The sequence below is a fragment of the Streptomonospora sediminis genome (genome assembly GCF_054778995.1).
In genome coordinates this window covers 80862-95590 of sequence record NZ_BAAGYZ010000146.1, presented here as the reverse complement: position 1 = coordinate 95590, position 14729 = coordinate 80862, and the positions used below count along the sequence as shown (strand labels likewise).

General features: G+C 71.4%; 17 protein-coding genes and 1 pseudogene. 8 read left to right on the top strand and 10 right to left on the bottom strand.

Going from position 1 to position 14729, the window contains the following annotated elements; all coding sequences use genetic code 11:
* Positions 1 to 317 precede the first annotated feature (317 nt).
* The 5 genes from ACYVD5_RS27505 to ACYVD5_RS27485 form a co-directional block, all read right to left on the bottom strand.
* Positions 318 to 1556, bottom strand: coding sequence for an amidase family protein (locus ACYVD5_RS27505; RefSeq protein ID WP_461004072.1), 1239 nt, complete (start codon positions 1554 to 1556; stop codon positions 318 to 320).
* Between the two features lie 137 nt (positions 1557 to 1693).
* Positions 1694 to 2185: a hypothetical protein gene (locus ACYVD5_RS27500; RefSeq protein ID WP_461004071.1), complete on the bottom strand. Its 492-nt coding sequence runs from the start codon at positions 2183 to 2185 to the stop codon at positions 1694 to 1696.
* A 216-nt stretch (positions 2186 to 2401) separates the two neighbouring features.
* The gene (locus ACYVD5_RS27495; protein ID WP_461004070.1) at positions 2402 to 3664 is read right to left on the bottom strand and encodes a cation:proton antiporter; all 1263 of its coding nucleotides are present in this window, start codon (positions 3662 to 3664) and stop codon (positions 2402 to 2404) included.
* A gap of 321 nt (positions 3665 to 3985) precedes the next feature.
* Positions 3986 to 4462, bottom strand: a complete 477-nt coding sequence (locus ACYVD5_RS27490) for a nitroreductase/quinone reductase family protein (protein ID WP_461004069.1) — start codon at positions 4460 to 4462, stop codon at positions 3986 to 3988.
* A complete protein-coding gene (locus ACYVD5_RS27485) occupies positions 4459 to 5238 on the bottom strand; it encodes an SDR family oxidoreductase (protein ID WP_461004068.1) in 780 nt (259 codons plus the stop codon). The genes ACYVD5_RS27490 and ACYVD5_RS27485 overlap by 4 nt, the downstream gene beginning before the upstream one ends.
* Before the next feature lie 142 nt (positions 5239 to 5380).
* Between ACYVD5_RS27485 and ACYVD5_RS27480 the strand changes: the two genes are divergently transcribed.
* The 4 genes from ACYVD5_RS27480 to ACYVD5_RS27465 all read left to right on the top strand — a co-directional run bounded on the left by ACYVD5_RS27480 (position 5381) and on the right by ACYVD5_RS27465 (position 7861).
* Positions 5381 to 6025 (top strand): TetR/AcrR family transcriptional regulator, encoded by a 645-nt coding sequence (locus tag ACYVD5_RS27480; RefSeq protein WP_461004067.1) that lies wholly within the window; start codon positions 5381 to 5383, stop codon positions 6023 to 6025.
* A gap of 138 nt (positions 6026 to 6163) precedes the next feature.
* Positions 6164 to 6433 carry a hypothetical protein gene (locus ACYVD5_RS27475; protein ID WP_461004066.1) on the top strand — a complete coding sequence of 90 codons (270 nt, stop codon included), beginning with the start codon at positions 6164 to 6166 and terminating at the stop codon, positions 6431 to 6433.
* Positions 6426 to 7040, top strand: a complete 615-nt coding sequence (locus tag ACYVD5_RS27470) for a DUF6879 family protein (RefSeq protein WP_461004065.1) — start codon at positions 6426 to 6428, stop codon at positions 7038 to 7040. The genes ACYVD5_RS27475 and ACYVD5_RS27470 overlap by 8 nt, the downstream gene beginning before the upstream one ends.
* A complete protein-coding gene (locus tag ACYVD5_RS27465; protein WP_461004064.1) occupies positions 7037 to 7861 on the top strand; it encodes a DUF6082 family protein in 825 nt (274 codons plus the stop codon). Before ACYVD5_RS27470 ends, ACYVD5_RS27465 begins: the two co-directional genes overlap by 4 nt.
* On the opposite strand, the gene ACYVD5_RS27460 is transcribed toward ACYVD5_RS27465, so the two are convergent.
* Together ACYVD5_RS27460 and ACYVD5_RS27455 are read right to left on the bottom strand one after the other, a co-directional pair.
* Positions 7761 to 8315 carry a hypothetical protein gene (locus ACYVD5_RS27460; protein WP_461004063.1) on the bottom strand — a complete coding sequence of 185 codons (555 nt, stop codon included), beginning with the start codon at positions 8313 to 8315 and terminating at the stop codon, positions 7761 to 7763. The two genes, ACYVD5_RS27465 and ACYVD5_RS27460, sit on opposite strands and share 101 nt — an antisense overlap.
* A 106-nt stretch (positions 8316 to 8421) precedes the next feature.
* Positions 8422 to 8985 carry an ATP-binding protein gene (locus ACYVD5_RS27455; RefSeq protein WP_461004062.1) on the bottom strand — a complete coding sequence of 188 codons (564 nt, stop codon included), beginning with the start codon at positions 8983 to 8985 and terminating at the stop codon, positions 8422 to 8424.
* A gap of 215 nt (positions 8986 to 9200) precedes the next feature.
* Between ACYVD5_RS27455 and ACYVD5_RS27450 the strand changes: the two genes are divergently transcribed.
* From ACYVD5_RS27450 to ACYVD5_RS27440, 3 genes and pseudogenes are all read left to right on the top strand, one after another.
* On the top strand, positions 9201 to 10061 hold the full coding sequence (locus tag ACYVD5_RS27450) for a helix-turn-helix domain-containing protein (RefSeq protein ID WP_461004061.1): 861 nt from the start codon (positions 9201 to 9203) through the stop codon (positions 10059 to 10061).
* A pseudogene (locus ACYVD5_RS27445) lies at positions 10058 to 10129 on the top strand (DUF397 domain-containing protein); the annotation flags it as partial. The gene ACYVD5_RS27450 and the pseudogene ACYVD5_RS27445, both read left to right, overlap by 4 nt.
* Positions 10130 to 10192: 63 nt before the next feature.
* A complete protein-coding gene (locus ACYVD5_RS27440) occupies positions 10193 to 10438 on the top strand; it encodes a DUF397 domain-containing protein (protein ID WP_461004154.1) in 246 nt (81 codons plus the stop codon).
* A gap of 110 nt (positions 10439 to 10548) precedes the next feature.
* On the opposite strand, the gene ACYVD5_RS27435 is transcribed toward ACYVD5_RS27440, so the two are convergent.
* A complete protein-coding gene (locus ACYVD5_RS27435) occupies positions 10549 to 11028 on the bottom strand; it encodes a VOC family protein (RefSeq protein WP_461004060.1) in 480 nt (159 codons plus the stop codon).
* Between the two features lie 164 nt (positions 11029 to 11192).
* Complete coding sequence (locus ACYVD5_RS27430; protein WP_461004059.1) at positions 11193 to 11693, bottom strand: metallophosphoesterase family protein; 501 nt, start codon at positions 11691 to 11693, stop codon at positions 11193 to 11195.
* Between the two features lie 222 nt (positions 11694 to 11915).
* Here ACYVD5_RS27430 and ACYVD5_RS27425 point away from each other — a divergent pair, with 222 nt between their 5' ends.
* Positions 11916 to 13847: an ABC transporter ATP-binding protein gene (locus ACYVD5_RS27425; protein ID WP_461004058.1), complete on the top strand. Its 1932-nt coding sequence runs from the start codon at positions 11916 to 11918 to the stop codon at positions 13845 to 13847.
* 130 nt (positions 13848 to 13977) lie between these two features.
* Here ACYVD5_RS27425 and ACYVD5_RS27420 read toward each other — a convergent pair whose 3' ends face one another.
* Positions 13978 to 14664, bottom strand: coding sequence for an SRPBCC family protein (locus ACYVD5_RS27420; RefSeq protein WP_461004057.1), 687 nt, complete (start codon positions 14662 to 14664; stop codon positions 13978 to 13980).
* Positions 14665 to 14729: the final 65 nt, after the last annotated feature.

Here is a 14729-nt window from a genome sequence, read left to right as displayed (position 1 = left end):
CGGCTGAAGCGGTGGGTAGCCGGTGCACCAACCTGCCGGGTCTTACCAGCGGCCCGCGGGCCAGTGTGGGCGGAAGCGCACCGCGGGCGCACCCCCACACGTCTCCCAACGGCGGCCGCCACTGCCGCGGCCAACACCGCCTGCCTCCCGCGCTGCACAACGGCCGCCGCGCACCACCCCCGCCGGAATCCCGCGCACCCGAACCGCCCCCGATTCCGCGGCCCCGAACCGGCACGCCGCGGTCGGCGTCCAACCCGCTGCTGGTCCCGGACAGCGCGAGCAGGCGCGGAGTGGCGAACGGCACCGCCCGGGTCCGGTCACCGGCCGCCGGGTGGGGCGACGAGCGGCCAGGGGCGGGCACGTTCGTAGTCGGCGGCGGCGCGGATCAGCGACTCGTCGGCGTGGTGGGCGGCGACGAGCTGGAGGCCCACCGGGCTCCCGTCCGGCAGGAACCCGGCCGGCAGGCTGATCGCGGGATGCCCGGTGATGTTGAACAGCCAGGTCAGCCCCACGCTCATCGTTTCGCCCGGGCCGTTGGGGCCGTGCGGCGGGTTGGGGGTGGCGGGCGTGGCCAGCAGGTCGCACGAGGTGAACAGCTCCGCCAGGCGGGCGGCGTTGCGGCGGCCGTCCGCAGCGGTACCGGGCGGGTGCTCCCCCGGCTCGCCGGTGCGCGCGGCGTGCCACTGCGCAGCCGGGTCGGCGAGGTCGAGCCCGGCCCCGCGGACGTCGAGCGCCGCCTTGCCCGCCCATTCCCGCAGCGCAACGTATGCGGCCTCCTCCACCTGCGGGTGCACCCGGTTGAAGCCGAGGTCCGCCGACCAAGCCACGCGTAGCGCCGCGCCGTCCGGTCCGCCGCCGGGCCCGGGAGTGGGCGGCGCCCCTGACGCGAGCACGGCGCTGCGGTACAGCGCGATGTCGGCCACGCGGCGGGCGATGGGCCCGCCGACGGTGAGCCCGGCATCGTCACGGGCGGGAAGCAGGCCGGTCGTGGGCTTGTAGCCGACCGCGCCGCACCAGGCCGCGGGGATGCGGGTGGAGCCCGCTCCGTCGCTGGCCGTGGCCAGCGGCACCATGCCCGCGGCCACGGCCGCACCCGAGCCCGCCGACGACCCGCCGGGGCTCGCGCCGGGCCGCCACGGGTTGGCGGTCGCCCCGCGGCCGGTGGTGCCCCAGGTCTTCCAGGGGGTGCCGGTCCCGGGCACCGCGGTCGCACCCACCGGGACCGCACCCGCGGCCATCAGCCGCTGCGCCTGCACCGACCCGATGCCCTCGCTCCGCTTGACCCCGATCGGCACCCCGGCCAAGGGCAGGTCGTCACCGCGCGCCAGCGCGGCACCGACCCGGGCGGCCTGCTCGCGCGCCCACTCCGGCCAGACCTCGGCGAAGGCGTTGACCCCGGCGTCCAGCTGATCGATCGCCTCCAGCGCCCCCTCGACCGCTGCGGCGGCGCCGATGTCGCCGCGCAGGACCAGCTCCGCGGTCCGGGCGGCACCGGCGACACCGGCAACGGTTCCACCCTTATTGTCCTTATCGTCCCTGCTGTCCCAATCGTGCACGCCGACGATTCTGCCGTGCCCCTGCGCCGCGGACCCGACCGGGTCACCGCGGCGGGAGTGCCCTATTGCCGGACGGCGGGGCGGCGCGGTCAGGGGCGGTCGGCCGTCCGGCGGCCGGCACGCGCGCCGGTAGCGAGTCAGCGGCCCAGGAGCCCCCGCAGCACGGCGACCGCCAGTAACGCCCACACCAGGCAGTACGAACCGAACAACGCCCCACCCGCGTCCGTGAACACGGCACGGCCCAGCATGCCCACCGCACCCGCGACCGCCATCAACGCCACAGCGCCCACCCCCACCGCCGGCAGCCAGCGGGGCAGCCGGCGCGCGGCCGGCAGAGCGCACAGCGCGAACAGCAGCACGACGGCCGCTCCCACACCGGCGTTGGCCCATTGGGCCGCGGCGACCTCGCCCGAGCCGTAGGCGGCGTAGTCGGCGTCGGCCACTCGCGGGCCGCCGGTCACGCCCAGGCGGCCGTCGAGCGCGTAGGAGATCTTGGAGGCGACGTAGAGCAGTGTCCACCCCGCGGCGCCGATTGCCCATCGGGGCAGGGAGCGGGCCCGCCGCCCGCGTACCTCGGGTGTTGCGGCCGCCGGACGCGGCGCGGGTACCGGTGCGTCGTCGGAGATCATGGCCGCAAGTTTCGCGCGCTCTCCCTTCAGGTGCCTCCCCCGCCGGAGGGAAACCGGGCACCGGGTCTCCCCCGAGCAGGTCCGGACCCGGCGGTGCCGGTGTCGCCGCGCAGGACCGGTTCGGCGCTCCCGGCGGTACCGGCGGCGGAGCCGTTTCCGCCTTCCCTGCCGCCCCTGCCGTGCACGGCGGCGCCGCGGCACGGCGGTCAGTCGCGGTCAGCCCCGGTCCGTCCCGCTCGGCGGCGCGGAACCGCCGGTCTCCGGCGCGCCCGGCGGGCCGTCCTGCCCGGGCGCATCCGCCGAGTCGAGCGGTCCGCGCCCCTCGCGCCGCGGAAAGCGGCCGGCGACGAGTATGTCGGTCGAAGAGTGCGCGAGGATCGAGATCACGATGGCCAGCGCCACCAGGTGGAACAGCTCGTCACTGCGCGCGAGGTCGGACTTCAGCACCAGCAGGCCGTAAACGACCGAGGCGAACCCCTTGGGGCCGAACCAGGCGACCGCCAGCTTCTCGCGCCCACCGAGCCCCGAACCCGCCAACGCGGCGAGCAGGGAGACCGGGCGGGCCAGCACCAGCACGAGGACCGCGAACACCCACCCGGCGAGCGGGATCCCGGCGAGGAACTGCGGCGACATCAGCGCGCCGAACGCGAGCAGCGCCGCGAGCTTGAGCAGCTCGGCGATCGATTCGCCGAACCGGTCGAACGCCGCGTGCATCTCCGGGGAGGCCGTCGAGATCGCCACCCCCGCGGTGAACGCGCCCAGGAACATGTTGGCGTGCACGAGCTGGCACAGGCCGAGGACCGTGAGCCCGATGGCGAACGCGCCGAGGGGTTCGTAGCGGGTGGTCGCGGTCAAGCCCGGCAGGCGCTCCAGTGCGATCCCGGCCAGGGCGACGCCGACCCCGACTGCAACGCCCAGCGCCAGCTCGCCCGCCAGCAGCGCCGGGTGCGGCGGTTGGTCGGCGGCCAGCGCCAGCAGCACGACCACCACCGGCAGCGCCAGCCCGTCGTTCAGGCCGGATTCGACGTTGAGCAGGTGGCGGACCCGGTAGGGCACTCGTTCGCGGGACACGAGTGCGGCGGCGAAGACCGGGTCGGTGGGCGAGAGCACGGCGGCGATCAGCAGCGCCTCGGGCCAGTCCAGGCCCACCAGGTAGCGGGCCAGCAGCACGATGATGGCGAACGTGGCCGGCATCCCGATGCCCAGCGCGCGGGCGGGCAGCCGCCAGTGCGCGAGCAGGTCCTTGGCGTCCAGCCGCATCCCGTCCGTGAACAGCACCGCGAACAGCGCGCCCTCGGCCAGCACCCGCACCCACTCGGTGCCGCCGGACAGCGCCACCAGCCCGAGGACGCCGTCGCCCAGCACGAAGCCGGCGACCAGGAACAGCACGGCGGTGGACAGCACGGTCCGGTTCGCGATCCCCGACACCAGCACCGCCGCGAACAGCACCACGCCGAATGCCAGGACCAGCTCGATCAATTTCCGCACCCCTCAGCCCGGTCTCAACCCCCGCGGTCGGCGGCGGCCGCGGCCCGGCCGACTACCCGGCCGGGCTACAGGCCAACCGGTACGGGCACAGCGGCAGGTACCGGACCAACAGGACCGGCGGAGGCGGCGGCCCGCGAGTTCGGGCGGCAGAGCCGCCGCGCAGCGGTGCAGGAGACGCCGGCCGTCACGGGGCTGCCGCAGGCGGAGATGCCGACCGGCCGGCGTTTCCCTCCTCGGCATCCATCCCGGGGCCGCCGCGCCGCAGCTACACCCCGGACCCGGGGAGCAGGTCAGCCATCGAGGAGTCCGCGGTCACTGCCGACGGGGGAAGCTGATACGCATCAGCCGGCTGTCGGCCCAGTCTTCGAGCCGAGTCGGCCGGATGGTGCCGGGGTCGTGGGGCTGATTGAGATCCGCGACGATCTCCGCCAGCACGGCCTGGCGTTCATCCGGGGCTGTGACCGGCGTGGCCCGTGCAGGCAGGTCTGCACGGATCCCGTTCTTGAGGTGGAAGGTGAAGGCGGGATTGGCGAGAAGGTTCGCATGCCAGTCGGTCGCGCCACCCCCGGCGCCGCTACACAGGTAAGTGGTGCCCGCAGCCCGGTAGAAGAAGATCTCGATACGGCGCGGCCGGCCGGTGCGCCGCCCCAGTGTCGTGATGTCGATGATCCGTTCGCTGGTGCCTGCGGCGGGGGTGATCTCGATGGCTCGCCGGATGTGATCGGGCAGGTGCGCCAGAGACGCGTCCCATGCGGAGTCGTGCCATCCGGTCGTGTCCGGACTGTTCATGCGGCCTCGGCCTTAAGGGCGGGTCCGAGGAGGAGTCCACCGTCGATGACGTACTCCGACCCCGTGATGAACGACGCGTCTGCTGACGTGAGGAACAGGAGAAGCCGGGTGACGTCGGTCGGCTCCCCGAGTCGGGGGATGGCGAACGGCTCGGGTGAGTAGAAGTCGGCGATTGCCGCGGTGGCACCGGCTGCCGGTTCATGGATGAAGGGGGTCGCGATCACGCCGGGGTGGATGGTGTTCACGCGGATGTGGTCGCGGCCGAACTCGAGTGCAGCCGTTTGGGTGAGGCCCCGCACGGCCCACTTGCTCGCTATGTACGGCGCATAGTAGGCCGTGCCGGCCAGGGCCATTGTCGAGGCGATGTTGACGATGGCTCCCCCTGTTGCGCGGCGCAGAGCGGGGGCTGCGGCCTTGATGCCGAGGAAGGTCCCGGTGAGGTTGATGTCGAGGAGGCGGGACCAGGTGGCCCGGTCCGTGTTTTCGATCGTTGCAGGCGGGTTCTGCACGCCCGCGTTGTTGACGAGCACGTTCAGGGAGCCGAAGGCGCTCTCGGCGGCCAGCACAGCGGCGGACCACGAACTCTCGTCGGTGACGTTGAGGTGGGTGAAGAGAGCGCGGGTCCCGAGCTCGTCGGCGAGAGCGGCGCCGCGGTCGGCGTCGATGCCGCCGATCACCACGTTTGCTCCCTCCGCGTGAAAGGCGCGTACGTGGCTCGATCCCTGGCCGCCGGTCCCACCGGTCACGAGCACGGTCTGGTTGTCGAAGCGGGGCATCGGTTGTTCCTTCGGTACGTAGGTGACCGGCCGGGTCATCAGTGATGGACGGCGACCAGTGGTGAGCTGATCGACTCACCACTGCCCGACCCTAGATCGACAACGAAGGCGAGTCAAGCCACTCACCTCGTATGCTCGGGCCATGAGCACGGAAGTGACGACGTATCACCAGCGCATCGCCCAAGAGAAGCGCGCGCTGATCTTGACGGCCGCGACCGCACTGTTCCTGGAGTTGGGCTACGACCGGACGTCGCTGGCGCGGATCGCAGAGCGCTCGGGCGTTTCGCGGGCCACCTTGTTCAAGCAGTTTCCGAGCAAGGCCGCCCTGTTCGACGCCATGGTCACCGAGTCCTGGTCAACCGCTGAGGAAGAGGATCCGCCGACGGCAGGCAACATCGTTGCCGGGCTCAGCACCATCGGTCACCGCTACGCCGAACTGTTGGGCCGCGCCCGGATGACCGACCTGTTCCGCATCGTCATCGCCGAACTGCCGCGATTCCCCGAACTCGCCAATGCGCAGTTCTCGCACGGGAAAATGCCCTACTACGAGTCCGTACGCGACTACCTGCTGGCCGAGCACCAGGCGGGAACGGTGCAGGTCGAAGACGCGGACCTCGCAGCCACCCAGTTCCTGGGCATGATCTCCAACTACGTCTTCTGGCCGACACTCCTCGTGCCGGACTGGCAGGTGAGCGAAGAACGCGTCGCCCAGGTGGTCGACGAGGCCGTCCGCACCTTCGCCGCCCGGTACGCCGCTACCGAACCCGGGCCGCCGGCCGACGGCTGAGTCCCACCGCCACCGCCCCGCCGTAGGACCCGGCCGGCCAGAGAGGCACTGTGCCGGGGCAGCAGCGGTCCCGGCGTAAGGATCACCGGCCGTGGGAAGATCCTGTGGCGACCGCCCCCCGAATCGCGAGGAGCCCGCATGAACCGGCCCTGGGAGATCGATCCCGCCGCAGAGTTCAGCCGCCGCCTGGGGGGGACGGCCCAAGAGTTGGGTGACAGCCGGGACACCCCGGACTGCCCGGACATCTGGGAGCTGGACAACGGAGACGTGGCCGTCGTCGGCCGCGACGCCACGGACGTCTACGCCTCCCGTATCCCGCAGAGTATGAGCATCGGCGCCGATGAACGGCTGGTCGTCATCCCCGGCAACATGCTCCGTGCCGCCAAGAAGGACATCCCGGATGCTTGATCACCTCGACCACCGCTCGGGCCGGACCATGGACCGGCCCGAGTACCACGCCGACCTCAAGCAAGAGTACGCCTCCCGCAGCGGGGTGTTCTGGAAGCTGGAGCGCGCCCAGTTCTTCAACGAGGTCGGCGACTCCGCATGGGACGCCTTCAAGGCCGATGACTGGGACCGGGTACTCGCCATATTCGAGAGCGACCGCGAACGGGTCGGCCGCGACGTCGCCGCCGAGGCCGAGCGCGGCGTCGAGTTGCGGCGGCTGCGCATCGTCGAGCACCCGCCGAGTGCCTACCTGCGCTGGGAAATGCACAGCCACCTCGTTTTCACCGAGTGCGGGCGCCCCATCCGTGTGCTGGACGCCGAACAGGTCGCCGCGCTGGAGGTTACCGGCGGCCGGCTGCCCGAGCTGCTGATTCTGGGTACGGAACTCCTTTACCGGGTGCGCCACGCCGCGGACATGACCCCGGAGGGAGCGGTGCGCATCGACGCCCCGGAAGCGGTCGGCGACGCGGTGGCCCTGGTGGCCGACCTGTACGAGCGGGCGGAGCCGCTGGCGGACTACTTCCGCCGCGAGATCGCACCCTTGGGCCCGCCCACCTATACCGGATGAGGCGCCGACACACCGGCGGATCGGACAGCGGCGCGCTGCACTGGTCGATGCTCGCTACGCTGTTCGCCACTGTGATCGTCGCGGTGGCATTGGTTGTGGCCTCGCCATTCGGACTGCGCGCCTTTGGCGGGCCGGATGGTGAATGGCAGCGATTGAGTTTCATCGGTCAGACTTACGGAGCGGTCTCCGCCCTCATTGCGGCGGTCGCCCTGGTCGGGATCATCGCCACTCTGGTCCTTCAGGCCCGCGAAACGCGGCGCGGTGTGCAGGAGTCGCGTCGCCAGGCCATGAGCGAACTGCTGCAGAAGGCCATGGACGACCCCGCCTTGGACGAATGCTGGGGGCCGGTGCCTGAGCACAGCGATCCGAAAGTCCGCAAGCAGCAGCTCTACGTCAACATGATCGTGTCTCAGTGGGGCGTCGCCTACGAGACCGGCGCAATGCCGGAGAAGAGGTTGCGCGCGATCGCCCGGGACATGTTCTCGGCCCCGCCGGGCCGGACGTATTGGCAACGGGCCGGGCCGCAGCGCCTGGCTGTCGTCACCGAAGGCAAGGCGGCCCGGTTCAACCGAATGCTTGACGAGGAGTTCCGGCGCACCTCGGATGTGACCGGCCGGGCGACGCCACCGAGCCCCAGTGCCGGGCAGCGCGGCAGTGCAGAGCGCTCCACACGGGACCTCCTCACCGGCGCCGCCGCGGGCGGACTCGCTGTCGGCGCGGTCATTGCCGCAGCGGCCTTTGTGCGGCGCCGCCGGATCCCGGGGTCTTACCGGGTGGCGGGTGATCGCCGGGGGCGGGTGGACCGGGTGAACCGATGGTGATCGTGCTGCCGCTGGGGTGCGGGGCGTGCCCTGGTCCCCCGCGGGTTCTGTGCCCGGGTACCCGCCGTGCTCCGCTGCGGTGGTGAGCGGGCGCCGCCGACCCGGCCGCGCTTGTGCGCGCGGGGTCGGGGTGGCCGGCGCCGGGGCCGGTGCTCGCCCAGAGGGTGCGGATGAGGGTGTCGGCGTCGGGGGCCTCGATGAAACCGGTCGGGGTGGCGGCCCAGTAGGACTGGGTGGCCTGGCCGAACCACACGACCGCGTTGGGGTGCTGGGCCTGGATGGCGGCGGCGGTGCGGTGTTCCAGGGCGAACTCGGCGGTGCGGCCGTACCTGCTGGTCTGCGCGGCGGAGCGGCGCGTGCGGCAGGGCGGGTGGGCGCAGGCCGGGCAGGGGGCGGTCGGCTGCTTGGGGATAACGGCTGCGGTGGCGGCGCTGGGGGCGGTAACCTCGGGCATTGATTCCGTTCCTTTCCTTTGTTGCTATGTGGATCCGGGATCAGGGCCCGGGAGGTGGTGGTGCGCCTCCCGGGCCGTTTGCGTCCGGGTGGCGGTGGGTGTCGGTTCAGACGGTGGCCCAGACGTTGTCGGACAGGTCGTAGGCCAGGTGGAACCAGACGTGGCGGTAGGTGGGGACGCCGTTGTCGCCCCACCTGGTGGCCAGGGCGTCCACGAGCGCGAGCCCGCGCCCCGCATCGGCCTCGGCCCGCAGCCCGGCCGGGTGGGGCGCGAGGTGGGTGCGGTAGCGGTTGTCCCACCGGAGCACCCCGGGAGCGCCGCCGTCGCGGCAGGTGAGCGTCAGCCCTTCGACCGAGCGGTCCACGAGCAGCGTGTAGGTGCCGCCGGGTTCGCCCGAGCGGGAGTGCCGGACCGCGTTGGCGGCGAGTTCGGTGCCGAGGAGGTCGAAGACGTAGCGGTAGTCGGGCTCCCGGTCGGCGGCACAGCCGGTGAGGAAGGCGTGCACCAGGGGGAAGAGCGTTGTGTCGCCCCAGAAGGTGAAGGCCCGGCGGCGGAAGGGGGTGCGGGGGCCGGAGGGGTCGAAGTAGTGCCGCTTCTCCCAGGGGACGAGGAGTGCGAGCGGGATGGTTACGGGCGGTAGTTGGTTGAGGGCAGGACGACGGGTGAGCATGGCGGCTCCTTGGGTGGGCTGGGTGCAGCTGGGGAGAGTGTGTTGACGCGGGAGTACGCGGTTGTGGCTCGTTTTCCGGACAAGGCACCGGGCGGTTAGTAGCCTGGTCGCCGGGCCTGGGGTGATGCCACCGTGACCAGTTACCCACTCATAGTAGTTAGAGATTCTCCAATTACAAGTGATTCAGAGAATCTCTGATCGACTAGGCTTGGACCATGTCGCGAACCCTCAGCCCGACCGTCCGCCGCCGACGGCTCGCCCGCGTCTTGCGCGGGCTCCGCGAAGAGGCTGGCATGACCCTTGATAAGGCCTCACACCAGGCTGAACTCCCACGAGCCACACTCGGCAAGTTGGAAACCGGCGACCTTAAGCGTGTACGCCTCGCTGACCTGGACTCCCTCGCCCGCCTGTACGAGGTGGACAACAAGACGCGGTTGGCCATGCATCAGTTGGCGAAGGATGCGGAGCAGCGCGGCTGGTGGTCCAAGTACAAGGACGTCTTCGGCCCTGGCTCACTGCCGGATTTTGAAGCCGAAGCGTCTGTTATCAGGACCTATGAGGCACAGGTCATCCCCGGACTACTCCAGACTCAGGCCTACGCACGTGCCGTCTTCACAGGCACCAATGCGTTCGCCGAGGAAGAGATCAAGCGCCATGTGGATGCTCGGATGGAGCGCCAGCGCATCCTCAGCCACGCTTACCCACCGGAGTACGCCGCCATCATCGATGAAGCCGCGCTACGCCGCCCCGCAGGCGGTACCCAAGCTATGCAGGAGCAGCTTCAGCACTTGACTGAGCTGGCCACACACCGACACATCACGATCAATGTCCTGCCGTTCGCTGCCGGCATGCACGCAGCGAATCTCGGTGGATTCATGATCATGAACTTCCCGGATGATGCGGACCCCGTGATCGCTTACGCGGAGACACCCACTTCTATCCTCTTCGTCGAGGAAGAAGACGAGATCCGCCGCCACGATGCCATGTGGCGAGAAGCCCTCAACGCCTCCCTCACGGTTGTCCAGTCCATCGGCTTCATCAACGAAGTCGCCTCATCGCTAGAGAGTGACCAGTGAGAACACTGCAATTCCGCAAGAGCAGCTACAGCGGCGCGAGCCAGAACTGCGTGGAGGTTGCTGCTGTCCCGCCGACCTTCCACAAGAGCAGCTATAGCGGACACCATCAGGAATGCGTCGAGGTCGCCCCCATCCCGCCGTCCTTCAGCAAGAGCAGCTACAGCGGCGTCAACGGTAACTGTGTTGAAGTAGCGCCCATCTCGCAGTCCTTCCGCAAGAGCAGCCACAGCGGACATGACGTCAACTGTGCCGAAGTCGCCGACCTCCCCGCCGGCGCGGCGCTGCGTGACTCGAAGTATCCCGAGGCCGGGCACCTCATCTTCCCCGCCGCCGAGTGGGACGCCTTCCTCACCGCCGCCCGTGCTGCCGAGCTGTAGTGCACTGACCTCGACACCGAGGGGCTGCACCCGCCGGTGCGGCCCCTCGCGTCAAGACAGCGGCGGGCGAACGCGGGCCCCGTGCGTGCTCGCCCTGCCGCGGGGCCAGCTCACCCCACCCGGTCGGCGGCGTCGGCCAGTTGCTTGATGTCGAGTTTCCGCATCCCGAACATCGCCTCGGCGACCCGCCGCGCCCGCTCCGGGTCGGGGTCCTGCATGAGGTCGTGCAGCTTGCGCGGGACGACCTGCCAGGACAGGCCGTAGCGGTCCTTGAGCCAGCCGCACTGGACCTCCTCGCCGCCGCCCTCCAGCAGGCGGGACCAGTAGTAGTCCACCTCGACCTGGTCGGCGCAGTCGACGTACAGCGAGATCGCCTCGTTGAAGGTGAACTCGGGTCCGGCGTTGAGGGCGATGTAGCGCTGCCCGGCCAGTTCGAAGGTCACCGTTGACACCGACACCTCGGCGTCGGGCGCCGCCTTGCCCAAGTCGGTGATCTCCACGATCCGCGAGTTGTCGAAGATCGAGGTGTAGAACCGCGCGGCCTCCTCGGCCTGGTTGTCGAACCACAGGTGGGTCATGATCTTCTGCATGTCCTGCTCCTTCCGCTGGTGCCCGACCCCGGTCGGATCCAGGCCGGACCGCGGCCGGGATCCGGTGGCCTGCGGCACCGCCCGCATCCGCGGTGCCGGAAGGGTGGACCGCTGCGGCGGTCGGAACTCATCGGTGCGCGCGGGTTCGGCCGGGTTCAGTCGGCTCAGCCGGCCCCGATCCGGTGGAGGCGGACATCGCCGAGCCGGCCGTCGGCGGCGGTGGCGGTCATGTAGGTGTGGTGGGGTTGGCGGCGCCGGTCGGTGGGTGATCCCGGGTTGAGCAGGCGCAGCCCGCCGGGGGCGGTGGTGTCCCAGGGGATGTGGGAGTGGCCGAACACCAGCACGTCGGCGCCTGCGAAGCGTTCGGCGCACCGTTTCTCGCGGCCCTTGGCCTGCCCGGTCTCGTGCACGACCGCCACTTGCACCCCCGCGAGGTCGGCCCAGGCGGTTTCGGGCAGGCGGGCGCGCAGTTCGGGGCCGTCGTTGTTGCCGTAGACGCCGATCACCCGGCGCGCCCGCTCCTGCAGGTCCTCCAGCGCGGCCAGGTCGACCCAGTCGCCGGCGTGGATGACCGCGTCGGCGTGCGCCGCCTCGGCGCGCACCTGCGCGGGCAGCTCGCGCGCCCGGCGCGGGATGTGGGTGTCGGCGATGATCAGCAGCCGCATGTGCGCCGACTTTACCGCCCGGCCCCGCTGGTCGCGGTGCCCGCGCGCCGAGCCGCCGGCGGGCGCCGCCGCGGCATTCTGTCAGGGGGCCGGGCTACCCTCCACCCACCAACTTGACCTCAAGTTAACTTCAGCTCATAGCGTCGGTCCGGACGTTGGCAGGGCGACGCGTCCGCGCCTGCTCCGCGTACCCGACCGCCGCCCCACACTCTGGAGCCACCAATGAGCATGGAAGTCAGTGCCTGGACCTCGATGTACCACGTGGTGCACGCCCAAGACGAGCGCCGGCCGTTCTCCATGGCCACGCTGCGCCGCATCGGGCGCTTCGCGCGCCCGCACCGACGCGCGCTCATTACGTTCGTCCTGCTCAGCAGCGTCACCTCCGCGCTGGCGGTGGCGACGCCGCTGCTGGCCGGCCGCGTTGTCGACGCGATCATCGGCGCCCAGCCGTTCGACCTGGTGCTGGGCCTTGCCGCGCTGATCGCGGTCATCGCCCTGGCCGAGGCGGGCCTGGGCCTGCTCGCCCGCTGGTACTCGTCCCGGATCGGCGAAGGGCTGATCCTGGATTTGCGCTCGGCCGTCTACGACCACGTGCAGCGCATGCCCGTCGCCTTCTTCACCCGCACCCGCACCGGCGCACTGGTCAGCCGGCTGAACAACGACGTCATCGGCGCCCAGCGTGCCTTTGCCGACACCCTCTCCGGCGTGGTGGGCAACCTGGTAACCCTCACGCTGACCCTGGTGGCGATGTTCGCGCTGTCCTGGCAGATCACCCTGGTCTCGCTGCTGCTGCTCCCGGTGTTCGTGGTGCCGGCGCGGCGCATGGGCCGCAGGCTGGCCCGGCTGGAACGCGAAGCCGCCGACCACGACGCGGCCATGGGAACCCAGATGACCGAGCGGTTCTCCGCGGGCGGGGCGACGCTGGTGAAGCTGTTCGGCCGCCCCGAGCACGAGTCGGCCGAGTTCCGTTCCCGGGCGCGCCGGGTCCGCGACATCGGGGTCCGCACCGCCATGGTGCAGGCGGCGTTCATGACCGCGCTGACCCTGGTTTCGGCGCTGGCGCTGGCCATCGTCTACGGGGCCGGCGGGTACCTGGCGCTGGCCGGCCTGCTGGAGGCGGGCGCCGTCGTGTCGCTGGCGATGCTGCTGACCCGGCTCTACGCCCCGCTGACCGAACTGGCCGGGGCCCGGGTTGAGGTGATGAGCGCGCTGGTCAGCTTCGAGCGGGTCTTCGAGGTGCTCGACCTGGAACCGATGATCGCCGAGCGCCCCGACCCCGCCGACATGCCCGAGGGGCCGGTCTCGGTGGAGTTCGACCGGGTGGAGTTCGCCTACCCCAGCGCCGACAAGGTGTCGCTGGCTTCGCTGGAGGAGATCGCGGCGCTGGACACCCGCGCGGGCGAACCGGTGCTGCACGGGGTGTCCTTCCGCGCCGAGCCCGGCCAGACCGTGGCGCTGGTGGGTTCCTCGGGGGCGGGCAAGTCCACCATCGCCTCGCTGCTGCCGCGGCTCTACGACGCCGACAGCGGAGCGGTGCGGCTGGGCGGTGTCGACGTGCGCGACCTGTCGGCCCAAACCGTCCGCGACACGCTGGGCATGGTCACCCAGGACGGGCACCTGTTCCACGACACGGTGCGGGCCAACCTGCTGCTCGCCCGGCCCCAGGCCGACGAAGACGACCTGTGGCACGTACTGCGCCGCGCGAAATTGGACGACCTGGTCGCCGAGCTGCCCCAAGGGCTGGACACCGTGGTGGGCGAGCGCGGCTACCGCTTCTCCGGCGGCGAGCGCCAGCGGCTGACCATCGCGCGGCTGCTGCTGGCCCAGCCCCGCGTGGTGATCCTGGACGAGGCGACCGCGCACCTGGACTCCACCTCCGAGGCGGCCGTGCAGGAGGCGCTGGCCGAGGCGCTGGCGGGGCGCACCGCGGTGGTCATCGCGCACCGGCTGTCCACGGTGCGCGCCGCCGACCAGATCCTGGTGGTCGAGCACGGCCGCATCGCGGAGCGCGGTACGCACGAGGAGCTGCTGGCCGCGGGCGGGCGCTACGAGGTGCTCTACCGGACCCAGTTCGCCCAGTCCGACGGCGACCGCGAGCAGACCGAAACCGGCGGCGCCGCACGCACCGCCGATCAGGTCGAGCCGGTGCACTGACCTTCCCGCGGGCAACCGCGGGCAACCGCGGGCGGGCGCCGTGCCGGTGCCCGCGCGCGTGCGCGCCCGCCCGGGTCGGACGGGGCCGGGCGGGCGCGCAGGCGTGCGGTCCGACCGAACGTGCCTCCGGTCAGCCGTGGCCTTCGGGTCCCCCGGTCTCCTCGGTGCCGGTGTAGAACGCGGCGGTGCGTTCGGCCGCCGCGCGCGCCTCGCGCTCGTCGTTGCCGGACTCGACGCTGGCCTGGCGCCACCGGTCGCTGCTCAGTTCCACGAAACGGGTCCCGTCCGCGGTGCCCATCCACTCCTCCACCCGGTCGCGGTCGACGGCGGCGCCGCTGCCCAGGTGCATGGCGAGCCCCATCAGCGCCATGTCGAAACCCACTCCCGCGGCGCCGGCGCCGAACTCCTCCCAGGTGTCGTCGGTGTGGAAGATGTGCACCAGCTCCAGCCGGGTGCCGGTGGGTTCGGCGGCCACGCTGACCTCGATCCAGCTCACCTGTTCGTCGAGCTCCCAGGTGGCGGTGAAGGCCGCGGGCGGGTCGCAGCTGGTGATGGTGCCGCTGACGTCGCCTTCCAGCCGGTAGTGGCCGCCTTCGCGCAGATCACCCGAGACCGGCACGAACCAGCGCGGAATGCGCTCGGGGTTGGTGACGGCGTCCCACACATCCTCAAGGGGCACATCGTAGGTCTGGCCGATGGTCAGGACATGCGCCTCGCCCGACTCCAGCATGCGGTCGCCCACGCGCCGCCGTACGGCGCTGATCTGGTGGTCGACGTCGATCACGTTGTCTCCTGTCGGTTGGGTGGTCTCGGTCAATCGCCGATTCCGGGCGCCCCGCCGGCCTTCCCCGGTCGCCCGGCCCTCGCTGCCCGTACGGCTTC